General features: G+C 53.3%; 11 protein-coding genes. 3 read left to right on the forward strand and 8 right to left on the reverse strand.

The genetic code is table 11. The annotated features are described in order from the left end of the window. Positions 1–26 precede the first annotated feature (26 nt). The 5 genes from wecB to trxA all read right to left on the reverse strand — a co-directional run bounded on the left by wecB (position 27) and on the right by trxA (position 5,667). Complete coding sequence (wecB, locus tag QWJ20_RS20250; protein ID WP_109412298.1) at positions 27–1,157, reverse strand: non-hydrolyzing UDP-N-acetylglucosamine 2-epimerase; 1,131 nt, start codon at positions 1,155–1,157, stop codon at positions 27–29. 56 nt (positions 1,158–1,213) lie between these two features. Then, a complete protein-coding gene (gene wzzE, locus QWJ20_RS20255; protein ID WP_433993334.1) occupies positions 1,214–2,260 on the reverse strand; it encodes an ECA polysaccharide chain length modulation protein in 1,047 nt (348 codons plus the stop codon). A 21-nt stretch (positions 2,261–2,281) separates the two neighbouring features. Further along, positions 2,282–3,379 carry a UDP-N-acetylglucosamine--undecaprenyl-phosphate N-acetylglucosaminephosphotransferase gene (gene wecA / locus QWJ20_RS20260; RefSeq protein ID WP_095700882.1) on the reverse strand — a complete coding sequence of 366 codons (1,098 nt, stop codon included), beginning with the start codon at positions 3,377–3,379 and terminating at the stop codon, positions 2,282–2,284. Between the two features lie 207 nt (positions 3,380–3,586). Further along, the gene (gene rho / locus QWJ20_RS20265) at positions 3,587–4,846 is read right to left on the reverse strand and encodes a transcription termination factor Rho (RefSeq protein ID WP_010283881.1); all 1,260 of its coding nucleotides are present in this window, start codon (positions 4,844–4,846) and stop codon (positions 3,587–3,589) included. A 494-nt stretch (positions 4,847–5,340) separates the two neighbouring features. Next, entirely contained in the window at positions 5,341–5,667 is a 327-nt protein-coding gene (gene trxA / locus QWJ20_RS20270; RefSeq protein ID WP_010283883.1) for a thioredoxin TrxA, read from the reverse strand. A gap of 118 nt (positions 5,668–5,785) precedes the next feature. On the opposite strand from trxA, the gene rhlB reads away from it, so the two are divergent. Beyond that, entirely contained in the window at positions 5,786–7,075 is a 1,290-nt protein-coding gene (gene rhlB, locus QWJ20_RS20275; protein WP_095700883.1) for an ATP-dependent RNA helicase RhlB, read from the forward strand. A gap of 6 nt (positions 7,076–7,081) precedes the next feature. Further along, positions 7,082–8,578 (forward strand): exopolyphosphatase, encoded by a 1,497-nt coding sequence (gene ppx / locus QWJ20_RS20280; protein ID WP_433993335.1) that lies wholly within the window; start codon positions 7,082–7,084, stop codon positions 8,576–8,578. A gap of 22 nt (positions 8,579–8,600) precedes the next feature. Here ppx and rep read toward each other — a convergent pair whose 3' ends face one another. Next, positions 8,601–10,622, reverse strand: coding sequence for a DNA helicase Rep (gene rep, locus QWJ20_RS20285; protein WP_095993109.1), 2,022 nt, complete (start codon positions 10,620–10,622; stop codon positions 8,601–8,603). A gap of 160 nt (positions 10,623–10,782) precedes the next feature. Here rep and ppiC point away from each other — a divergent pair, with 160 nt between their 5' ends. After that, a complete protein-coding gene (gene ppiC, locus QWJ20_RS20290; protein WP_039486678.1) occupies positions 10,783–11,064 on the forward strand; it encodes a peptidylprolyl isomerase PpiC in 282 nt (93 codons plus the stop codon). A 109-nt stretch (positions 11,065–11,173) separates the two neighbouring features. On the opposite strand, the gene putA is transcribed toward ppiC, so the two are convergent. Both putA and QWJ20_RS20300 read right to left on the reverse strand, forming a co-directional pair. Next, positions 11,174–15,145: a trifunctional transcriptional regulator/proline dehydrogenase/L-glutamate gamma-semialdehyde dehydrogenase gene (gene putA, locus QWJ20_RS20295; RefSeq protein ID WP_433993336.1), complete on the reverse strand. Its 3,972-nt coding sequence runs from the start codon at positions 15,143–15,145 to the stop codon at positions 11,174–11,176. A gap of 376 nt (positions 15,146–15,521) precedes the next feature. Continuing rightward, positions 15,522–16,409, reverse strand: coding sequence for a LysR family transcriptional regulator (locus QWJ20_RS20300; RefSeq protein ID WP_226301654.1), 888 nt, complete (start codon positions 16,407–16,409; stop codon positions 15,522–15,524). Positions 16,410–16,433: the final 24 nt, after the last annotated feature.

Here is a 16,433-nt window from a genome sequence, read left to right on the forward strand (position 1 = left end):
TAAATCGGGCCGCCGCGGGACGACGTTTAAAATCGCTCCTGGCGATTTTTTAAAGCATCAACGATGCGTTGGCAGGCTTGACCATCACCATAAGGATTGTGGGCACGGCTCATTGCCTGATATGCCTCTTCATCCGTCAACAGCATAGATACCGCATCGACAATGCTGGTTACTTCTGTCCCTACCAGCTTAACCGTACCGGCTTCAACCGCCTCTGGCCGTTCTGTCGTATCACGCATCACCAATACAGGCTTGCCTAACGACGGCGCTTCTTCCTGAATGCCGCCAGAGTCGGTCAAAATCATGTAAGACCGATTCATCAGATACACGAAAGGCAGATAGTCCTGCGGCGCAATCAGCATCACATTATCAATGCCGCTCAGAATGCGATTCACCGGTTCACTGACGTTAGGGTTCAGATGGACCGGATACACAATTTGTACTTCGGGGTGTCGACGGGCGATGTCGGCCAGCGCGCTGCAAATGCGCTCGAAGCCGCCGCCAAAACTTTCGCGGCGGTGTCCGGTAACCAGAATCAGCTTCTTGTTATCGTCTAAAAAGGCATATTTCTCGTCGAGGCTGCGGCGTAACGCTGCGTCCCCGAGAATACGATCGCGCACCCAGAACAGCGCATCAATCACCGTATTACCCGTCACAAAAATATGCCGATCAGACAGATGCTCACGCAGTAAATTTTGGCGGGAATTTTCCGTTGGGGCGAAATGGTACATCGCCAAATGTCCGGTCAGTTTACGGTTAGCTTCTTCCGGCCAGGGCGAGTACAGATTGCCAGTACGCAATCCCGCTTCTACATGGCCGACGGGGATACGCTGATAAAAAGCCGCCAGACTGGTTGCCAACGTCGTGGTGGTATCGCCGTGCACCAATACCAGATCGGGTTTGAACTCCGCCATAACGGGTTCAAGTCCCGATAAAATCCGACAGGATATCTCACTGAGTCCCTGTCCCGGTCGCATAATATCCAGATCGTAATCCGGCGTAATGTCGAACAAACGCAGCACCTGATCCAGCATCTCCCGGTGCTGGGCTGTTACGCAAATTCTCGATTCAAAGGCTCCATCCTGAGCCAGGGCATGAACCAGCGGCGCCATTTTTATGGCTTCCGGCCGGGTGCCGAAAACAGTCAATACTTTCACATTGAATCTCTTTAATCAGGTTAGACGCTGACGCTCACTGAGCATCAGCAAGCTGGTTAGCGCGGACGACGAGCCAAGGCAACACCCGCCCCAACGAGCGCACCAATCGCACCCCACATTACCATCAGGAATGCCCGGCGCGGGCTGTCGCGCTTCACCGGTTCTTCCGGCGTACGCAAATAACGATATGTCTGGAAACTGCCCTCAAGCGTTGGGCCGACGTTCAGCGTCGCCAACATCGCGCGATTTTGATCGTAATCCAGTTCATAGTGCGGGCCGCTGGTCTGCAACGTTTCCAGTCGGGCTTGAAGCATCGGCCTGCCAAGCAGGAACATTTCTGATGCGGGGATTTCGTCTGCTGGCGTATCCGTCTGGCTACGGCTAATACCTTGCTGTTGTGCGATTTTCAGCGCCAGTTCAAGGCTGCGGATTTCGCGATCGTAAATCGCTTTCGCTACCGCTTCCTGACGCTTGATCTGCGACTTCATGAAAATGGTTCTGGCAGCCCAAGCACCCTTGATCTCTTCATTCAGGTGGCTGGCTGCACGCTGGCTGGCAAAAACCACATACTGACGAAGCAACGTATTGGAATCCGCAGAGGTTTCCGCCACCAGCTTCACAGAATCATTGGTTTTTTTCCCACTGTCGCGCGGCGTAAACTGAATGTTGTTAACCAGTTCATCCAGCAGAGCCGCATCAGCTTTTCCATCACCTTCCAGACGCTGCTTATAATAGTCAGTCTGTAACCAGAAATCGCGGCGGGTATCATAGGCCGCTAATTGCATAATGAATTCGTCATAAGCATCAGCCGAAATAGACGGTTGCTCTGGCTGAGGCGTGGAAAAAGAGCGGGCGTCGAGATTACGCAGGAATTGCTGCTGCGAATAATACCCGCCCAGCATATTGACCGTCGGCTTGTCAGTAATCGCTGTCGCGCTCCACTCCTGTTTAACAAGATAGGAATAGCCTAATGCCACAATGGCAAAAAGCAGGCCGATCGCTATCGGCCATACCTTTCCACGCCACAGCAGGCGAAATAAACCACGGATATCCAATTCGTTATCAATCAACGCATTCCCGGTAGACAAGTTCTCTGATTTCATTACTTCCCCAAAATTATTTGGTCAGGATGACTGCTTTTGCTCATCAGAATGCCGCATACGGCGTTTGATTCGCTTGATAAAACGGGCGACCCGCCATGCTCGTTTCAGGCAGTAGCCATACAGTAGAAATGCAAGCAAGAATAATGCCAACATGAACCATTCGGGTATGAAAAAGAAATATTCTCCCAACACGCCGACCGCTGCCAACAAGGCGGCAGCAAGCGTAATCAGCACAAACGCCTGACGGGAAGAAAAGCCAGCTCGCATCATTAAATGATGGATATGCTGTCGGTCAGGCGAGAACGGGCTCATCCCTTTGCGTAAGCGCCGATACATAATGGCGATCATATCGATCAGCGGGATAGCGATGATCCACAGTGCCGTAACCGGGTTAATCGGGTGCTGCGGGCCTTGCGTCGTTTGAATCAGGAGCCAGATAGCCGTGAAGCCAATCATCGTGCTACCCGCATCGCCCATGAAGACCTTGTAGCGAGACCCAAACACGCCGAGGTTAAGCAGAATATAAGGCAACGTCGCCGCAATCATGGCGAAACACCACAATGCCAGATTCGTGTGGCCACTCAGGTACAGCAAAATACCCATCGCCCCAAATGAGACGCTGGACAATCCGCCGAGCAATCCATCGATCCCGTCGACCATATTGAACGCATTGATCGCCGCCCAAACCGCAAACAGCGTGACCAGATAGCCAAACGGCCCCAGCCCCATTTGCCATGGGCCGAAAATGTATCCCAGGTTGTGTATCGTCAAGCCAGCAAAAGCCATCATCACCACGGCGACAAACGCCTGCACAACGGCACGAATTTTCACGCTGATATCAAAACGATCGTCCAGCATGCCGATAAACACCAGCACACCCGCGCACATCAGATAAAGACGGAAATTGGGGATATATTGATCGGTAATAAAGTAGGTAAAACAGATACCCGCATACACGGAAATACCGCCAACCAGAGGCACAAGACCCCGATGGCGTTTACGGTAGTTGGGACGATCGACAAGCCCTATTTTACCCGCGATGCTGCGAGCAAAAAAAAGAAAGCCCAGAGAAAACAAGAAAATAAATAGTAGTTCGGTACTCATAGTGAGTAAGTTCACCGTTAACAGCTCCGCTGTAGCTGCTCAGTATAGACTCGGTTTACGCCTTATATCCTATCGCCCACCCTGATCGCCAGTACAAATTGACGTGATAACCGCTACTTCCCAGTAGAAAGCCCCTTCACATCTGACCAATTGGGGGATAAAAAAACGCCACGACCCAGCGTGGCGTTCCCCGAGTTATCCGTAATGGATGAACGCCCGGATTTATGAACGTTTCATCATATCGAAGAATTCATCGTTGGTTTTCGTCATAGCCAACTTGTTGATGAGGAATTCCATCGCGTCGATCTCACCCATTGGGTGGATGATCTTGCGTAGAATCCACATCTTCTGCAATTCTTCAGAGGTAGTAAGAAGTTCTTCTTTACGCGTACCGGAACGGTTGTAATCAATCGCCGGGAACACGCGTTTTTCTGCGATTTTACGCGCCAGGTGCAGTTCCATATTACCTGTACCTTTAAATTCTTCGTAAATCACTTCGTCCATCTTAGAACCGGTATCAACCAGCGCGGTGGCGATGATTGTCAGGCTACCGCCTTCCTCAACGTTACGCGCCGCACCGAAGAAACGCTTCGGACGATGCAGGGCGTTGGCATCCACACCACCCGTCAACACTTTGCCCGAAGCCGGAACCACGGTGTTGTAGGCACGCGCCAGACGAGTAATGGAGTCCAGCAGGATGATAACGTCTTTCTTATGCTCAACCAGACGCTTCGCTTTTTCGATCACCATTTCGGCAACCTGAACGTGACGGGAAGCAGGTTCGTCAAACGTTGACGCAACAACTTCGCCTTTCACCAGACGCTGCATCTCGGTAACTTCTTCCGGACGTTCGTCAATCAGCAGCACCATCAGCACGCAGTCAGGATGGTTGTAAGCGATGCTCTGCGCGATGTTCTGCAGCAGCATGGTTTTACCCGCTTTTGGCGGTGCAACGATCAGACCACGTTGGCCACGGCCGATCGGCGAAGCCAGATCCAGCACACGCGCCGTCAGATCTTCTGTCGAACCGTTACCACGTTCCATACGCAGACGAGAGTTTGCGTGCAGCGGCGTTAAGTTTTCGAACAGGATCTTGTTGCGGGCGTTTTCAGGTTTGTCGTAGTTAACTTCGTTAACTTTCAGCAGCGCAAAGTAGCGTTCACCCTCTTTCGGCGGACGAATCTTGCCAGAAATGGTGTCACCAGTGCGAAGGTTAAAACGGCGGATTTGGCTGGGAGAAACGTAGATATCATCGGGGCCTGCGAGGTAGGAGCTGTCTGCGGAGCGGAGAAAGCCGAAGCCATCCTGCAATATCTCCAGCACACCATCGCCGAAAATATCCTCGCCGCTTTTGGCATGCTGTTTCAGAATAGCGAAGATAATATCCTGTTTGCGCATGCGGGCCTGGTTTTCCAGTCCCATATTTTCGCCAAGAGTAATTAACTCAGAAACTGGCGTATTCTTTAATTCGGTAAGATTCATAGTGGTGGGTTCTTTAACTCGGGGTAAATCTCGAACTATAACGTGAATGGTATGGCAGGATCATCCGTGCCTCTATAACAGCCTTCGACCACCGGATTCCTGTCTGGTTTCACACCTGAAGCGCATTAAATCCGCGCAAAACAACATCCGCATAAACGATATCCGCATAAATCAACGGCAGGAGATCGAAGACACATAAAACCAATTATTGTAAAACTAGCAGACTGCCCAAATCGGATCACAAACGTGTTGTAAAACAATCGTCTTGTAGAACAATTACCTTGTAAAACAACGATTTTTTCGATTTCGACACAGAATAATGCTTTAGACTCTAACTTTCAGGCTTAAGCCTAAGGGCTTAAACATAGGCAAGTACGATATGCAGTGATGAAGAATCTAACATGCTTCCCGACGAGCGGCAAGCAGTCAATATGAGAATTGCATATTGCCCAATTGCGCCCGCCGGCGACACCCTTTTTAGGGTATCAAGCTAATTACAGATTTGCCGTCAGGAACTCTTTCAGTTGCCCTTTGGACAGCGCGCCGACTTTCGTCGCAGCGACTTCGCCGTTTTTAAACAGCAGCAGAGTAGGGATACCACGAATACCATATTTCGGCGCAGTAGCCGGATTTTCATCAATGTTCAGCTTGGTAACCGTCAGTTTACCTTCAAACTCTTCGGCAATTTCATCCAGAATAGGAGCGATCATTTTGCAAGGACCACACCACTCAGCCCAGAAATCAACCAAGATAGCGCCCTCAGCTTGCAATACTTTCGTGCCGAAGCTGTCATCAGTCAGGTGAATTATTTTATCGCTCATATTTTACTCCGCAGGATTATTTCTACCTTGTTGGTGTAGCATTAACCAACAACGGCTTGACTTTATTTCACCGGATACGCTTTCGTAAAGCAATAGTTAGCTGATATTCTACCACACTATGAGCAAAACACACTTAACTGAACAGAAGTTTTCCGACTTCGCCCTGCACCCGCAGGTTATTGAAGCTCTTGAAAGTAAAGGGTTTCATAACTGTACGCCTATTCAGGCGTTAGCTCTGCCATTGGCTCTGTCAGGGCGTGATGTTGCGGGTCAGGCGCAAACCGGTACCGGCAAGACGCTGGCTTTTCTTGCGTCTACTTTCCATTATCTGCTTTCACACCCTGCAAATGCAGAGCGTCAGACCAACCAGCCACGTGCTTTAATTATGGCACCAACCCGTGAACTGGCTGTCCAGATTCACTCTGATGCAGAAGCGCTGTCTCATGCAACTGGGCTAAAATTAGGTTTAGCCTACGGTGGCGACGGCTACGACAAACAGCTTAAAGTGCTGGAAAGCGGCGTTGATATTCTGATCGGCACCACCGGTCGCCTGATCGACTACGCCAAACAGAACCATATCAATCTCGGCGCGATTCAGGTTGTCGTGCTGGACGAAGCCGATCGCATGTACGATCTTGGCTTCATCAAAGACATTCGCTGGCTATTCCGCCGCATGCCCGCAGCGGCACAGCGCCTGAACATGCTCTTTTCCGCTACGCTCTCCTACCGGGTGCGTGAACTCGCGTTTGAACAGATGAATAACGCCGAGTATGTGGAAGTCGAACCGGAACAGAAAACCGGCCACCGTATTACAGAAGAACTGTTTTATCCGTCCAACGAAGAAAAAATGCGCCTGCTCCAAACGCTGCTGGAAGAAGAGTGGCCGGACCGCTGCATTATTTTCGCGAATACCAAGCATCGCTGCGAAGACGTCTGGGGCCATCTGGCTGCCGACGGCCATCGCGTTGGGCTGCTGACGGGCGACGTCGCGCAGAAAAAACGTCTGCGTATTCTGGAAGAATTTACCCAGGGTAATCTGGATATTCTGGTAGCAACGGACGTTGCAGCACGCGGTTTGCATATTCCTTCTGTGACCCACGTTTTCAACTACGATCTGCCGGATGACTGCGAAGACTACGTTCACCGTATTGGTCGTACGGGCCGTGCGGGACAAAGCGGATTCTCTATCAGCCTGGCCTGTGAAGAGTACGCGCTGAATCTCCCGGCTATCGAAACCTATATCGGTCACGGTATTCCGGTCAGCAAATACAACAGTGACGCGCTGATGAGCGATTTACCTGCGCCGAAGCGTTTAACGCGTCCACCGCGTTCCAATAATGGCCCGCGCCGACACAATGCGCCGCGCCGCAGCGGAGCGCCCCGTAATAACCGTAAACGAGCGGAATAACCGTCGATGCTGAGCTCTTCTTCACTTTACGCTGCCATCGATCTCGGCTCGAACAGCTTCCATATGCTGGTCACCCGGGAAACCGCAGGCAGCATTCAGACGCTGGCGAAAATAAAGCGTAAAGTCCGCCTTGCGGCAGGGCTGGATAAGCAGAATCGGCTCTCGCAAGAAGCGATGCAGCGTGGCTGGCAGTGTCTACAACTGTTCTCCGAACGGTTGCAGGACATTCCGCAGGATCAGGTGCGCGTCGTCGCTACTGCAACCTTGCGGCTGGCAACGAACGCTGATGAGTTTCTGCAACGGGCTCAGGAAATTCTGGGCTTGCCGATTCAGGTTATCAGCGGTGAAGAAGAAGCACGCTTGATTTATCAAGGCGTGGCACATACGACAGGCGGCCCGGATGCGCGTCTGGTCGTGGATATTGGCGGTGGCAGTACCGAACTGGCAACGGGAATCGGCGCAAAAACGACCCAGTTGATCAGCCTCCCGATGGGATGCGTAACGTGGCTGGATCGCTATTTCAGCGACCGCACTCTGGAAGCCGGTAACTTTGAACGCGCTGAACAGGCGGCACGTGAAATGCTGCGTCCTGTCGCGGCTTCTCTGCGCGAACAGGGCTGGCAAATCTGCGTCGGTGCTTCCGGCACAGTTCAGGCGCTACAAGAAATTATGGTCGCGCAGGGAATGGATGAATACATTACTCTGCCGAAGCTCAGACAGCTTAAAGAGCATGCGATTCAGTGCGATAAGCTGGAAGAATTGGAGATTGATGGCCTGACACTGGAACGCGCGCTGGTTTTCCCCAGCGGATTAGCCATTCTGCTGGCGATCTTCCAAGAGCTCGACATCAAAACGATGACACTGGCCGGAGGCGCGCTGCGTGAAGGGCTGGTCTATGGCATGCTGCATCTGCCCGTTGATCAGGATATTCGTCACCGCACGTTAGCGACGCTGCAACGCCGTTATCTGCTGGATACCGAACAGGCTAAACGCGTCAGTGCGTTGGCGGACAACTTTCTACAACAGGTTGCCCGTGACTGGCAGTTAGATAGCCGATGTCGCGAGTTACTGCGCAGCGCCTGTCTGGTACACGAAATTGGTTTGAGCATCGATTTTCGCCAATCGCCCCAGCATGCAGCCTATTTGATTCGTCATAGCGATCTCCCCGGCTTTACACCCGCTCAGAAGAAGTTGTTAGCCACACTCCTGCAAAACCAGATTAACCCTGTCGATTTAATGCCGCTCAGTCAGCAAAATGCGCTGCCGGTCAATCAGGCACAGCGCCTTTGCCGCCTGTTGCGTCTGGCGATTATTTTTGCCAGCCGCCGCCGCGATGACACGCTGCCAGCAGTACGGTTACGCGTAGAAGGCGAAGCATTGCGTTTGATTCTGCCCGCTGGCTGGCTGGCTCAGCACCCGTTACGGACAGAAATGCTGGAACAGGAAAGCCGCTGGCAGAGCTACGTACACTGGCCGCTGATGCTGGAAGAAACCCCAGCTTAACGAGCACATAGGGGAGCGCGCTTTACTCCCCTTTTGCTTTCGCCAACATCGCCCGGATACTGGCGACGTTCGTCTGACCTTTCTGCATACGCTCTTGTGCGCTAACCACTTTTCTTTCCGTTTCCCACACCACATCATCCTGCGGCAGTTCAAGCAGGAAACGACTCGGCTCGGGGCGCACCAACTCGCCATACTGGCGGCGTTCTTTGCACAATGTGAAGAACAGTTCGCGCTGAGCACGCGTAATCCCCACGTAGGCCAGACGGCGCTCTTCGTCGACATTATCTTCGTCAATGCTGCTTTGGTGCGGCAACAGACCTTCTTCCATCCCAACCAAAAAGACGTACGGGAATTCGAGTCCTTTGGACGCATGCAACGTCATTAGCTGGACCTGATCCAGCTCCTCTTCACTCTCTCCACGTTCCATCATGTCCCGCAGCGTGAAACGCGTTACCACCTGCGTCAGCGTCATCGGTTCATCCAGATCGGACCCTTCCAGCATTTCCGTCATCCAGCTGAATAGCTGATTGACGTTCTTCATTCGCATTTCTGCGGCTTTTGGGCTCGGCGAGGTTTCATACAGCCAGCTTTCGTAGTCCAGCCCATGAATCAGGTCCCGCACGGCGGCGACCGGTTCACGCTCTGCCAGACGGGCGATTTCCGCTAGCCACTGCGTAAACCGCTGTAGGGATTCCAGCCCACGACCGGTCAGCGACTGGCTCAGCCCGAGATCAAAACTCGCGCTGAACAGGCCTTTATTGCGCTGCCCTGCCCACTCGCCTAGCTTCTTCATCGTCGCCGGGCCAATCTCACGCTTAGGCGTGTTCACAATGCGTAAGAACGCGCTGTCGTCTTCTGGGTTGGTCAGTACGCGTAAGTAGGCCAGTAAATCTTTGATTTCAGGTCGAGAGAAAAACGACGTGCCACCGGAGATACGATATGGAATACGGTTCTGCATCAGCATCTTTTCAAACAGACGCGATTGATGGTTGCCACGATACAAAATGGCATAGTCGCCGTACTGGGTCTTTTTAATAAAGTGATGGGCAATCAGCTCACCAACGACCCGCTCCGCTTCGTGGTCTTCGTTGTTGGCGGTAATCACTTTGAGTTCATCACCGTAACCCAGCTCCGAGAACAGACGCTTTTCAAAGACGTGCGGGTTATTGGCGATAAGAATATTGGCGGCTTTCAGAATACGCCCGGACGAGCGGTAGTTTTGTTCCAGCTTGATCACGTCAAGCGCGGGGAAATCCTGCTGTAGCAACACCAGATTCTGCGGTCGCGCGCCGCGCCAGGAGTAAATAGACTGATCGTCATCGCCTACGACGGTAAAACGCGCGCGGGTGCCAACCAGCAGCTTAACCAGCTCATACTGGCTGGTGTTGGTGTCCTGATATTCATCCACCAGCAGGTAGCGTAAGCGGTTCTGCCAACGTTCACGCACCTCAACATTCCGCTTCAGCAACAGTGTAGGCAGCAAAATCAGATCGTCGAAGTCCAGCACGTTACAGGCGCGCAGGTGGTCGTGGTAGAGCGAGTAGCAATGCACAAACAGCTTGTCGCGTTCGGAGCGAGCGGTTGCTGCCGCACCGGCAGGATCGATCAGATCATTTTTCCAGTTTGAGATCGTCGAGATCAGCTGTTGCAGCAGCACTTTATCGTTTTCCAGCCACTGCTCCGTCAGCTCTTTCAGCAGCGCCATCTGGTCCTGATCGTCAAACAGGGAGAAATTGGATTTCATGCCCAACGCGACGTATTCACGTTTGATGATCTCCAGCCCCAACGTATGGAAGGTTGCGATCATCAGCCCACGCGTTTCTTTACGCCCCAGCGTTTGCGCCACGCGCTCTTTCATCTCTCGCGCCGCTTTGTTGGTAAACGTCACGGCGGCAATGTGCTTAGCCTGATAGCCACACTGGCGAATAAGGTGCGCGATTTTGTTGGTGATAACGCGGGTCTTGCCTGAACCTGCGCCCGCCAGCACCAGACAAGGTCCGGTGACAAATTCGACGGCGTGTTGTTGGCTGGGGTTTAAGCGCATAACGATCTTGCTCACTCATAAAACGGAAGGCGATTGTAGCAGAAAGCCGTATCGATCTTGACCAAGGATTTGTTATTAAGGAAAGCACATCGCAGTCCACATCTTGCGTTGCAAATGTTACATTGCGCGCCGGAATCTCTTTTGCAAAAAAGGTAATAACATGGCAAATACCGCAGCAGCCCTACACATCCTGGTAGACACTGAGCAGGAAGCTAATGACATTCTTGCGCAACTGGAAAAAGGTGCAGACTTCCAGAAACTGGCACAGAAGCACTCGACCTGCCCGTCAAAACGCAACGGCGGCGATTTAGGTGAGTTTCGTAAAGGTGACATGGTGCCAGCTTTCGATAAGGCCGTGTTTTCCTGCGAATTGCTGAAACCATTTGGTCCGGTGAAAACCCAGTTTGGTTACCATGTGGTCAAGGTGTTGTACCGCAATTAAGCTGTACCGCAACTAAGTCGCGTCGCAATTAAGTCGCCACACCGACGCCCCGAACATAAAAAGCGCGCCGACCTTCTGGTTTGGCGCGTTTTTTCTATTAACCTCCTGACTAGCCTATTGTCATCAGGCTGGCATTGCCGCCCGCGGCGGCGGTATTGATACTCAGAGAACGCTCGGTCAACAGGCGCTCCAACTGAACGTGGGTATCGCCCTGCACATAGCCTAACGGCTGGATAATCGGGCCATCGCGCTCTGCAAGCGCTTCACTCAGTTGCCGTAACCGATCGGCATCCCCATGATAAATGACGCCATGAAAAGACACCTCGTGCCGCTGCCAGTCAGGCGTGAACTGAATATGCGACTGCACGCCTGCGGGTAAGCTGCCATAGAGCCTTTTCTCGTGATCACCTTCCGGCCACAGCAGTTTCCCGCCCGTCGCCAGCACCGCCGCCGTCTGAATCAAGCGATCTTCCTCATTATCTGCCAGACACAGAATCCGTTCACGCGGCAGCAGCGTATAGGAATTACTTTCCCCTGTCGGGCCGGGCAGCAGTCGCGTTGTCCCGCTGACGCTATATTCTCTATAGCGCTGGCATAACGTCGCCAGCCCGTGACGCTCCCCAGCAATCGCCCAGTCTTCCAGCGCCTGTAGTCCCGCCAACAGCGACGATCGGGCAGATGCATCCAGCGCCTGCTCACGGTTCTGCTGTGCGAATTCTGCCGCAAGCGCGCCGTCCGGCCGATGTGTCAGCAAGCGGTAAAGATAAAGCGGCCCGCCCGCCTTTGGTCCGGTTCCCGACAAGCCTTCCCCGCCAAACGGTTGAACACCGACAACGGCACCGACCATATTGCGGTTCACATATTGATTACCCACCTTCGCCTTACCCGTCACGCGCAGGATAGTTTCATCAATGCGGGTATGCACACCCAGCGTCAGGCCATACCCCGCCGCGTTGATCTGCTCAGTTACAGTATCCAACTGCTGGCTTTGGTAGCGAACTACGTGTAAAACTGGACCAAAAACTTCTTTTTTCAGCTCGTCTATTTTGCCCAGTTCGATCAGAGTCGGTTTCACAAACGTCCCGTGCCGCCACGTCTCCTCATCCTGCGGATACGCAGCCTGAAATACGGTATGGCCTTTCGCCCGCATTGTCTGAATATGCCGTTCCACGTTCTCTTTCGCTTCAGCGTCAATCAGCGGGCCGATGTCGGTCGATAACCGTTCAGGATTCCCCATTCGACACTCCGCCATCGCGCCACGCAGCATAGCCAGAGTGCGATCCGCGATATCCTCTTGCAGGCACAGCAGGCGCAGCGCCGAGCAACGCTGTCCGGCGCTGTCGAACGCGGAGGCAATAACGTCATTCACCACCTGCTCCGTCAGCGCAGACGAATCGACAATCATCGCATTCAGGCCGCCCGTTTCGGCAATCAGCGGCGTCAAACGCCCCTGTGGATCGAGCCTGCCCGCAATGCTGCGTTGCAGGGTTTTGGCAACGGCCGTCGACCCGGTAAACACCACGCCGCGTACTCGTTCATCGTTCACCAACGCCGCACCAATCGTTTCTCCCTGTCCGGGCAGCAATTGCAGCACACTCTGAGGAATGCCCGCCTCATGTAAAATACGCACCGCCTGTGCCGCGATCAGCGGCGTCTGTTCAGCCGGTTTCGCCAGGACGCTGTTGCCTGCCGCCAGTGCGGCAGAAATTTGACCGGTGAAGATCGCCAGCGGGAAATTCCACGGGCTAATGCAAACCACCGGCCCCAGCGGACGATGCGTATCGTTAGTGAACGTGTCCCGAATCTGAGCCGCGTAATAGCGTAAGAAGTCCACCGCTTCGCGCACTTCCGCAATCGCGTTACTGAAGGATTTACCCGCTTCCCGCACCAGCAGCCCCAGCAGACTTTGCAACTGCCCTTCCATCAGCGAAGCGGCCTGATTCAATATCGCGGCCCGCTCTGCGGGTGGCGTCGCAAACCAAATGGTGCCAGCATGTACCGCCGCGTCTACCGCCACCTCAACATCCGCCACCGAGGCATCGAGAACGTAACCCACCACATCGTGCACATCTGCGGGATTCACGACAGGTCTTTCTTCACTCGCCTCGCTCTCCCCCTCAATCATTGGCGCGGCATACCACGGCTGTGATGCATGATTCAGCAACGCGCTGGAGAGCGAAGCCAGCCGGTGCTCGTTCGAGAGATCCAGTCCGCTCGAATTTTGCCGTTCCTGCCCATATAGCTGACGCGGCAGAGGAATCTTGGGATGCGGTGCGCCCATGATCCATTCCACTTTTGCCAGCGCCTCTACGCCACGAATCGGATCGGCAATCAGCGTTTCCAGTGCCATTGAGGTATCCGCAATGCGGTTAACAAACGAGGTATTCGCGCCGTTTTCCAACAAGCGTCGCACCAGATAAGCCAGCAGCGTTTCATGGGTTCCGACCGGGGCATAAATGCGACACGGGCGGTTCAGCTTGCCGTCAGCCGCTGCGCCCACCACCTGATCGTAGAGCGGTTCGCCCATGCCGTGCAGGCACTGGAACTCATACTGACCGGGATAATAATTGTTGCCCGCCATGTGGTAGATCGCGCTTACCGTCTGCGCGTTGTGCGTGGCAAACTGCGGGTAAATCAGATTCGGTAAGGCCAACAGCTTGCGGGCGCACGCCAGATACGCCACATCGGTATAGACCTTACGCGTGTAGACCGGGTAGCCTTCCAGCCCGTCAACCTGCGCACGCTTGATCTCACTGTCCCAGTACGCCCCTTTCACCAGACGAATCATCAGTCGCCGACGGCTGCGCTGTGCCAGCTCAATCAGTGCATCAATCACATAGGGGCAGCGTTTCTGATAAGCCTGAATGACAAACCCAACGCCATTCCACCCCGCCAACTGCGGATCCATGCAGAGTTTTTCCAGCAGATCGAGTGAGATCTCCAGTCGATCGGCTTCCTCCGCGTCAATATTGATCCCGATATCGTACTGACGCGCCAGCAGCGTCAGCATCAACAAACGCGGATAAAGTTCTTCCATCACCCGGTCATACTGCGACCGGCTATAGCGGGAATGCAGCGCCGACAGCTTGATGGAAATGCCCGGCCCTTCGTAAATCCCGCGCCCGTTCGAGGCCTTGCCGATAGCATGAATCGCCTGCTGATAGGCCGTCAGATACGCGGCAGCATCGTGTTCCGTCAGCGCCGCTTCACCTAACATATCGTAAGAGTAACGGAAGCCTTTATTCTCCCGTTCACGGGCATTCGCCAGCGCTTCACCGATGGTTTCCCCAGTGACAAACTGCTCCCCCATCAGCCGCATAGCCATATCGACACCTTTGCGGACAAGCGGCTCACCGCTTTTCCCGATGATGCGGTTCAGCGAATTCGAGAGGTTCACTTCGTTGTGAGTCGTCACCAGCTTTCCGGTAAACAGCAGCCCCCAGGTTGCAGCATTCACAAAGAGTGACGGGCTTTGGCCAAGATGTGCCTGCCAGTTTCCCCGACTGATCTTGTCGCGGATCAGCGCATCGCGCGTAGATTTATCAGGAATGCGCAGCAGCGCTTCGGCTAAGCACATCAGCGCCACCCCTTCCTGAGAAGAAAGTGAGAATTCCTGTAGCAGCCCTTGCACAATGCCCGCACGCCCATTTCCGGCTTTCTGACCGCGTAATTTCTCTGCCAGTTGATAAGCCAGCTTCTGCGTTAACTGCGACATTTCATCGGTAAGTCTTGCCTGTTCGAGTAAGATAGGTACCAGTTCACTTTCGGGGCGGCGGTAAACAGAAGTAATGGCGGCGCGGATAACGGACTGCGGAAGAATATGCTCGGCGAAATCAAGAAAGGGTAGGTAGGCTTCTTCTTCTTCCTGAGATTGCGGCATAATATCTTCCGCTTCAATGTGGCTGACATTCGCCCATTGCGGTGTTTCAGGAGTGTCGAGGCCGCTTTCGAGGCGTTCGAGGTAATGGAAAATAGCCTGTTTGATCAGCCAGTGCGGTGTACGATCAATACGCTGTGCTGCCGTCTTGATACGTTCGCGCGTTTCCTCATCGAGTTTTACACCCATCGTGGTAGAACCCATAGAGTCCACTCCTGTCATGAGAAGATGCACATCGGGATAACGTCAATATTAGCCATGTTGCAACCTTGTGCAACCTTGTGCAACCTTGTGCAACCTTGTGCAACCTTGTTAACAAATAGATCCGTTGCAGCCCATCATTACCTTCAGATCCCGTTCCAACCCGAGTGATGACTATAAAACGCAGCGTCGCCGCGACAGCAGCACAAAAAAGAATGTGAGGAATTGAATGGTAAGTTGAATGACAATAAGCAACCCGCGCTGGTTAGTGCCAGTCAGCTAAGCAACCGATCGGCATGACATCTCATACGATGGCCTTTTTACTCCATATTCTGAAGCTCTTAGCGGATTTTTTCGCTCATTACAGGGCATACTGCCACTATCCGAAATTCGTTCTGAGCGCATCAACAAACGTTTTCACTTTGACCGTTGTGCGCCTCACAGAAGGCACCATGACGTGCACGGGACGCACCGGCCCGTCATAATCAGATAACACCTGAATCAGACGCCCGCTCTGAATTTCCTTGCGCAGTACCGCTTCTGGCCCAAGGGTAACGCCATACCCTTCTATCGCGGCATGCAATAACGCATTCCAGTCGTTGGCGTACAGTCTGCCCTTCGGCCTGACTTCTTCCGTCTTCCCCTCTTTTTGAAAAACCCATCGGCAAGGCGCAAGGACGGATTTTACACCATAAATCAGGCACGTATGGTGTGCGAGGCTTGATGGCGTATCAGGCAGGCCAGCCCGTGCCACGTAATCTGGCGATGCACATGCTATTAGCGAATAGGGCTGAAGCGGCCAGGCAACCATCGTACTATCGGCCAATTCTCCGATACGGATAATCACCTCAAACCCTTCCTCAATGGGGTCAACCTGACGATCGTTTAACGTTAATGCGATCTGCGTATCGGGGTAGCGTTCGAGATAACGGGTGATAAACGGTGCAAGCAAATGCGATCCCCAGGTCACCGGAGCGTTGACCTGAATAATACCCGAAGGCGTCGTTTGCATTTCCCGGGCAATATCATCCGCCGCCTGCAATTCAGCAAGAACGACTTTGCAGCGTTCGTAATAGCGCTGACCGACATCCGTCAGGCTCTGACGACGGGTAGTGCGGTTGAGTAACCGAGAACCAAGCCGAGCCTCAAGCCACGCCACATACTTTGCGACCATCTGTGGCGAAAGGGTGAGCGCATCCGCGGCGGCAGCAAAAGATCCCAGCTCCACAGTTTTGACAAAAATGTTCATACTGGTAAACCGATCCATGATTCCCTCATTTTTGTTGTTTAT

This window comes from Pectobacterium sp. S5 (genome assembly GCF_051707265.1).
Taxonomy (GTDB): Bacteria; Pseudomonadota; Gammaproteobacteria; order Enterobacterales; family Enterobacteriaceae; genus Pectobacterium; species Pectobacterium polare.